The organism is Streptomyces sp. URMC 123, from assembly GCF_051386515.1.
Classification (GTDB): Bacteria; Actinomycetota; Actinomycetes; order Streptomycetales; family Streptomycetaceae; genus Streptomyces.
Window position 1 is genome coordinate 1 of the sequence record NZ_JBPQTV010000358.1, and the last position, 6,370, is coordinate 6,370.

5 protein-coding genes are annotated in these 6,370 nt (G+C 73.5%); 2 read left to right on the top strand and 3 right to left on the bottom strand.

Translation table 11 applies throughout. The annotated features are described in order from the left end of the window. Positions 1-37: 37 nt before the first annotated feature. The 3 genes from ACSNOD_RS27105 to ACSNOD_RS27115 all read right to left on the bottom strand — a co-directional run bounded on the left by ACSNOD_RS27105 (position 38) and on the right by ACSNOD_RS27115 (position 3,377). The gene (locus ACSNOD_RS27105; RefSeq protein ID WP_436769699.1) at positions 38-1,330 is read right to left on the bottom strand and encodes an MFS transporter; all 1,293 of its coding nucleotides are present in this window, start codon (positions 1,328-1,330) and stop codon (positions 38-40) included. 142 nt (positions 1,331-1,472) lie between these two features. Beyond that, complete coding sequence (locus ACSNOD_RS27110) at positions 1,473-2,258, bottom strand: VOC family protein (protein ID WP_436769700.1); 786 nt, start codon at positions 2,256-2,258, stop codon at positions 1,473-1,475. Between the two features lie 105 nt (positions 2,259-2,363). Beyond that, positions 2,364-3,377: a chaplin gene (locus ACSNOD_RS27115; protein ID WP_436769701.1), complete on the bottom strand. Its 1,014-nt coding sequence runs from the start codon at positions 3,375-3,377 to the stop codon at positions 2,364-2,366. 391 nt (positions 3,378-3,768) lie between these two features. Here ACSNOD_RS27115 and ACSNOD_RS27120 point away from each other — a divergent pair, with 391 nt between their 5' ends. Next, positions 3,769-4,902, top strand: a complete 1,134-nt coding sequence (locus ACSNOD_RS27120) for a DUF3344 domain-containing protein (protein WP_436769702.1) — start codon at positions 3,769-3,771, stop codon at positions 4,900-4,902. 137 nt (positions 4,903-5,039) lie between these two features. Next, entirely contained in the window at positions 5,040-6,305 is a 1,266-nt protein-coding gene (locus ACSNOD_RS27125) for a glycosyltransferase (protein ID WP_436769703.1), read from the top strand. The last annotated feature ends 65 nt before the right edge of the window (positions 6,306-6,370 follow it).

Consider the following 6,370-nt stretch of genomic DNA (forward strand, 5'->3'; position numbering starts at 1 on the left):
GTTCTCATACCCCGCCCGACCCTGCCCGGGCCCCGGCTCAACGCGGCTCGCGGGGTGCTTCCGCCGCCCCCGCGGCCCCGGCCCGGGTCCCGCCCTCGTCGCCCGGGGGCCCCTCCGGCGCGCCTGCCGTCGTACGCCCCCGGGCGCCGCCGCCCCGGAGGCAGCCCACCGCGGCGGCGCCCGCCACGGCCCCGGCGGTCAGGAGCAGGACGCGGTGGTCCACGAGGGCGACCAGGCCCGCTCCGGCGCCCAGGGCCAGCGCGTTGGGGGCGAAGAGAAGGGTGTTGGCGGTGGCCGCCACCCGGCCCAGAAGAGCGTGCGGGGTCTCGCGCTGGACGGCGGTCATGGCCGCGATGAGGACACAGGGCAGACCGGCCCCGATCATCGCGCTGGCGACCAGCGCGACGGGCACCGAGGGCACCGTGCGCAGCGCGACGCCCAGCGCGAACAACCCGATGCCCGCCGCGGCGAAGGCCCGCTCGGGCAACCGCCGCAACAGGGTGCCGGCGAACAGCCCGCTGACGACGGAACCGGTGCCCTGCACGGCGTACAGCACCCCGGCGAAGGCCGGGGAGCGGTGCAGACCGGTGTCGACCACGGCGTACACCGCCGCCCCGTTGACCCCGGCCATGCCCATGGTCACCGCCCCGGCCAGGACCAGGCGCCGCAGCACCGGATGGTGCCGCAGGTGGCGGACGCCCTCGGCGGCCTGGGCGGTCCACCGCTCGGCGGCCCGGGCCGGGCGGGGCGCGGGCTCGGCGACGCGCATCAGCGCGAAGACCGCGGCGGCGAGCAGGAAGGTGACCGCGTCCAGCAGAGCCACGGCCGCGCCCCCGAACCGCACGAACAGCGCCGCCCCGGCGAGCGGGGCGATCAGTTTCATGCCCTCGTTGGCCGTCATCCGCAGGCCGTTGAAGTCCCCGCGCAGCGGCTCGGGCACGGCGCCGGCGACCAGTGCGGCTTCCGCCGCGTCCATCAGCACGGAGCTGACGCCGTACACCGTCAGGACGGCGAACACGATCCACACGCGGTCGGCGGAGTCGACGGCGAGCAGTGGCAGCAGGGCGAGCGCCATGCCGGCGTTGACCCCGATCAGCAGCGGCCGCCGGCGCACGCGGTCCGCCGCGGTGCCGATCAGCGGCCCGAGCAGGGTGGGCGCCCAGACACAGAAGGTCGTCAGGGCCGCCAGACTGTCCGACCCGGTGAGCGACTTGGTCCACACCCCGGCCGCCAGGGCCATGGCGGAGCTGCCGAACCCGGAGGCCACGACACCGCTCAGATACAGCACGACATTGCGGTCCCTCAGGACCGCTCTCCGCCCCCGGGCCATTCCCCGCCCCTTCCCCACCTCGAGCACGCGCGGATCACTCAGAGGGGAACGGCCGTTGGCCCCCGGGAGTTCCGTACGGCCTTGTCATGCCCGAACGCGCGGGCGGGGCCGCGACGCGTCGCGGGCCCGTCGGCTGCTCCGGTCAGGTCATCTCCGCGGGGGCGATGATCGCGAAGGGGGCGCCCTGGGTGTCCTTGAGGAGGGCCATGCGGCCGGCCGCCATGTCGAAGGGCTCCTGGAGGACCGAGCCTCCGGAGGAGGCCGCGCGGCTCGCCGTGACGTCCGCGTCGGCGACGGCGAAGTAGACCAGCCAGTGCGAGGGCGTGCCGACGGGCGTGTGGTCGGGGAGCTTCTGCAGCCCGCCCACCGTACGGCCGTCCACGGTGAGCGCGAAGTAGCCCTCGGCGCCCTCCATCGGCGTGGTGTGGAGGCCGAGCGCGGTCGCGTAGAACGCCGCGGCGGTGTCGTAGTCCGTGGTGTTGAGCTCGTTCCAGATGAGGGCGCCCGGCTCGTTGGCGACGCCTGCGCCGGGGAAGTCGCGCGGCTGCCAGATCCCGAAGACCGCTCCGGTGGGGTCGGCGGCCATCAGCATCCGGCCGAAGGTGAGCACGTCCGTGACGGGCATCAGCACCGTGCCGCCCTGCCGTTCGACGGCCCGCTCGGCGGCCTCCGCGTCGTCGACGCTGAGATACGTGGTCCAGACGGTCGGCGGGGCGGGCTGGTCGCCCATCGCCTGGGCCTGGCCGATCCCGGCCACCGGTCTGCCGCGCAGGGTGCAGATCGCGTACCCGCCGGTCTCCTGGGGGCCGACCTCGCCCGCCCAGCCGAGGACATCGGCGTAGAAGTCCAGTGCGGCCTGCTGATCGGGGGCCATCAGGTCGACCCAGCAGGGAGTGCCCGGCCGGTAGGGGTCGGTGACATCGGGCATGCGGTGCCTCCAGGAAGAAAGGAAAAAAAGGGGGGTCGCCGGAGGACTTCGTCCGGCGACCCCACTTCTACGACACTTCTACGACCGGTCGGGTGACCGGACGATTCAGCGCTTGCCCCACTTGCTGTCGTGCTTGCCCCAGCACTTGTGGTGGTGCTTGCCGTGGCCCCAGTGGTGGTGCTTGTTGTGGTGCTTGCTCCACTTGCCGTGGTGCTTTCCGTGGTGCTTCCCGTAACCGTCGTGCTTCGAGCAGCCCCACTTGCCGTGGTGCTTGCCGTAGCCGTGACCGTCCGAGCAGCCCTTGCCGTAGCCGTGGTGCTTACCCCAACCCCAGTGGTGGTTGTTGTAGCCCCAGTGCTTGTTGTGGTGCTTGCTCCACTTGCCGTGGTGCTTTCCGTGGTGCTTGCCGTATCCGTCGTGCTTGTTCCACTTGCCGTGGCCGTCGTGCTTGCTCCAGCACGAGCCCTTGCCGTGGTGCTTTCCGCCCCAGTGCTTGCTGTTGTGCTTGCCCCACTTGCCGTGGTGCTTGCCGTGGTGCTTCCCGTAACCGTCGTGCTTGTCCGAGCAGCCCCAGTGCTTGGTGTAGCCGTAGGCGTGGCCGTAGTTGTAGCCGTAGCCGTAGCCGTCGTGCTTGCCCCACTTGCCGTGGTGCCTGCCGTGGCCCCAGCCGCCCCAGCCCTTGCCGTGATGTTTGCCGTGGCCGTACTTGCCGTGCCCGCAGCCATAGTGGCCACAGCCGTAACCGTGGCCATAGCCGTGGCCGTAGCCGTGACCCCAGCTCTTGCCGTAGCTCTTGCCGTGGTGCTTGCCGTGGCCGTGGCCGTACTTGCCGTAGCCGTGGTGCTTTCCGTAGCCATGGTGACGGCCGTGGTGCTTGCCGTAGCCGTGGTGCTTGTGCTTACCGCCGTGGGAGCAGTAGGCGCCACCGGCCGGGTTGAAGAAGCCGATGACGTCGACCGAGTTGCCACAGGCGTTGACCGGGACGTTCAGCGGAACCTGGATCAGATTTCCGCTCAGGATGCCTGGGGAGCCTTTTGCGAAGCCTTTGGCCGTGGCGCCATCTGACGCCGAAGCGACCCCGGCGGACCCCAGCACAAGCGCGGCGCTGGCGACTGCCATGGTCGAAACCTTGGCGATGCGGTTCACCAGTGATCTCCTTTCGGGTTGCGGTAAAAGCATCTTGCGACAAAACGCCGTCGCCAGCGAATGGAATCGCTCGCCGATGCGCATCCCCACCCGTGTGATGTAACGCGTTTTCCGATGGTCATATGTTCGGCTCGTTCGGCATTCGGGTGAATTCCCGTGCGGGGGTCGTGGCATTCGGAGCGGTGCGTTCGCGAAGTCCGCCGACCGTCGTTACGATTCCCCGGCTCACGTTCCGGGGCCACCCGCCGAGCAGTACGCAGTAATCCACACTGTCGGCCTATTGGCGCGCGTCTGGCGTGATTTGCATTCAGCTTTCTGCAAGGGTCAGGGCCGGTTCAGCCCTGAGGAAGTCGGAGGACGGGTCATGCGTATTCCACTGGGCCTCATCGGCAGAGGCGTGCTCTGTGCGGTGTCGTCCCTCGGCATGGCGGTCACGCTGCCGCAGGCGGTGGCGGCCCCGGCCGCGCCTCCCGCCCACGCCTCGGCCGCCGCCGCGCCGCGGGTGAAGGAGGCCGAGCGGATTCCCTTCACCGAGCGCTTCCGCTCGGTGCAGCACGGCGGGATCGCGCGCGCGGCCAACACCGTCGCCACCTGCCAGGCCCCCGCCTCCCGGCACGCGACGAGCTGCCGTTCCGCCCAGGGCGGCCGGGCCGGCGCCAACGGCGACTACCGCATGACCTACATCGACGTCGACAAGGACCGGAACACCTACAACTCCAGCAGCGCGCACCTGCGCCTCCCCCAGGGCGCCGAGATCTCGTACGCCCGGCTGTACTGGGGCGGCAACCTCCGCGTCGGCGAGCAGAAGCCGGCCAAGGACAACGGCCGCGTGCTGTTCGCCGAGCCGAACGGCCAGTACAAAGAGGTGCTCGCCGACACCACCATCGGCCACCGCAAGGGCGGTGGCGCGGACGCCTTCACCGCCTCCGCCGACGTCACCCGCATCGTGCGCGCGGGCCGCTCCGGCTACTACACCGCCGGCCAGCTCAACGTCGCCAAGGGCCACTCCAAGGCCGGCACCTGGGGCGGCTGGACCCTGGTCGTGGCCTACGAGGACCGCCGCGCGCCGCTGCGGGAGCTCGCCATCTGGGACGGCTACGAGTGGTTCTCCGACGGCCGCCGCGGCCATGGCGTCCACCTCGACGGGCTGCGCATCCCCGACGGGGCCAAGGGCAGCCTGGGCGTCGTCGCCTACGACGGCGACCGCGGCACCGGCCACGAGTCGCTCAGCGCCTGGACGGAGTGGTCCCCCGAACTGGCGCTCACGGACGCCGCCAACCCGGCGGACGACCCGATGAACTCCACCATCGCCACCCACGGCCGGCCGGACACGGCCCGCCGGCCCGCGTACGCCAACACCCTCGGCTACGACTCCGACGTCTACGATCTGACGCCCGTCCTGACCCAGGGGGCCGAGGAGCTGTCCGTGTGGTTCGACGGCGGCTCCGACGCGTACCAGCTCGGCGCCCTCTTCCTCCAGGCGGACGCCTCCCGCTGAGAGAGCCCGTCCACGGCGCCTCCCCGGTGCAGCGGCACCCGCCCGGCACCGGGGACACGCCTTCCGTCAGGTCCGTGTCTGGGGAGCTGGGCGTGGAGCAACACACACCCGAGGAACGCCCGTTGACCGTGCTGCACATGGCGCAGCCCGCCGACGGCGGGGTCGCCCGGGTCGTCGTCGACCTGGTGCGCGCCCAGCGGCGGGCGGGCCTGCGCCCCGTCGTCGCCTGCCCGCCCGACGGTCCGCTCGCCCCGGCCGCCGCCGCGGCGGGGGCGCGGGTGCTCCCGTGGCCCGCCGCCCGCGACGTCGGCCCCCGCGTCCTCCCCGAGGCGCTGCGCGCCGCCCGCCTCGTCCGCGCGGTCCGGCCCGACCTGGTCCATCTGCACAGCGCCAAGGCCGGGCTGGCCGGCCGGCTCGCCGTGCGCGGCCGCGTTCCCACCGTCTTCCAGCCGCACGCCTGGTCCTTCGAGGCCGCCGACGGGCTCACCGGCTCCCTCGCCCTGCGCTGGGAGCGCTTCGCCGCCCGCTGGGCCGACCGCGTGATCTGCGTCAGCGAGGCGGAGCGGCGGCGCGGCCTGCGCCACGGGGTGGCCGCCCGCTGGTCCGTGGTGCCCAACGGCGTCGACACCGCGCGGTTCCGGCCGGGTGGGCGCGCCGCCCGCCGCGCCGCCCGGGCCGCCCTCCCCGCCCTGCGCGCGGTCCCCGCCGGCGCGCCGCTCGCCGTCTGCGTCGGCCGGCTCTGCCGCCAGAAGGGCCAGGACGTGCTGCTGCGCGCCTGGCCCGAGGTGGTCCGCGCGCTCCCCGGAGCCCGGCTCGCCCTCGTCGGGGACGGCCCCGACGAGGCCGACCTGCGCCGGATCGCCCCCGAGGGGGTGCTGTTCGCCGGCGCCTGCGCCGACACCGCCCCCTGGTACGCGGCGGCCGACGTCGTCGTGCTCCCCTCCCGCTGGGAGGGCATGGCGCTGGCCCCGCTCGAGGCGATGGCCTGCGGCCGCCCCGCGGTCGTCACCGATGTGGCCGGCGCCGCCGAGAGCCTGCCGGCCGGGCACGCCGCCGACTGCCTGGTCCCCCCGGCCGAGCCCCTGCCCCTGGCCCGCGCCCTCACCGCGCTGCTGTCCGACCCGTCCCGCGGCGCGTCCCTGGGCCGGGCCGCGGCCCGACACGTCCGTGCCGCCCACGACGTACGGGTGACCGCGCACGGGGTGCTGGGCCTGTACGGCGAACTGCTCCCGCCCCTGCCGGAGCGGCTGCACCAGCCCGAGCCCGCGAGCAGCGCGAGCCTCGCCGCCCGGGCCCCCGGCGGCGCGGCCCGCCCCGTACCGCCCGCCGGCGGCTCCCCGTTCCGTGACGCGCGGCGGGGGGCCGGGGCGGGCACCGACTTCAGGGAGGGCATCGCGCGATGACGACGGAGAACGCGGGGGTGACCGATACCGGGCGGGTGCTGCCCCTGTGGAGGACGCAGACCCGC

Excerpts from the sequence above, each read along its gene's own strand:
- ACSNOD_RS27105 (WP_436769699.1), bottom strand. The coding sequence starts at position 1,330 with ATGGCCCGGGGGCGGAGAGCGGTCCTGAGGGACCGCAATGTCGTGCTG.
- ACSNOD_RS27110 (WP_436769700.1), bottom strand. The coding sequence starts at position 2,258 with ATGCCCGATGTCACCGACCCCTACCGGCCGGGCACTCCCTGCTGGGTC.
- ACSNOD_RS27115 (WP_436769701.1), bottom strand. The coding sequence starts at position 3,377 with ATGGCAGTCGCCAGCGCCGCGCTTGTGCTGGGGTCCGCCGGGGTCGCT.
- ACSNOD_RS27120 (WP_436769702.1), top strand. The coding sequence starts at position 3,769 with ATGCGTATTCCACTGGGCCTCATCGGCAGAGGCGTGCTCTGTGCGGTG.
- ACSNOD_RS27125 (WP_436769703.1), top strand. The coding sequence starts at position 5,040 with ATGGCGCAGCCCGCCGACGGCGGGGTCGCCCGGGTCGTCGTCGACCTG.